General features: G+C 55.2%; 1 protein-coding gene. It reads right to left on the minus strand.

The features are described from left to right. On the minus strand, positions 1 to 429 hold a 429-nt coding region (locus AC1RO3_RS08610; protein WP_481764019.1), incomplete at its 3' end, for a hypothetical protein. Positions 430 to 462 lie beyond the last annotated feature (33 nt).

Raw genomic sequence — 462 nt, forward strand, 5'->3', positions numbered from 1 at the left:
GTTAATGATTGTGGCGTTACCGCGAAGCTGCACGTTAACAACGGCATCTTCTAGGCACTCGCGCGCAAGCCGGTCACGTTTCCCGATCCGCACCGCATCGTCTCCGTCCTTGTCATACTTCCCATAGGCGAGACACGCATCAAGCATGGTACAGAGGCGCATTTCCTCATTGGTTTCCGCCTCGTACTCAGCCAGTGACAGGCCGATAACGGACAACACGTCCGCTTCCGTTACCGGGTCATCGGGCAAATTCACGGTCAGGCGCTCAACCCAGAATTCATTTTCCGCGAGCCCCGCGTCAACACACGGAAAAATTCGCACGACATTGATATAACCCCAGCCGTCGCGCGCCGTATGCAGGCTATAAAGATAGCCCCCGTGTTCCGGGTTAATGTCCCCGTGATACTCGATTTTGCGCTTTGCTTTCATGCTGGCCCCTAGTGGGTTAGTTGGTGAATGGCT

It is taken from the genome of Dellaglioa sp. CoH-57-MRSF-19 (assembly GCF_056781975.1).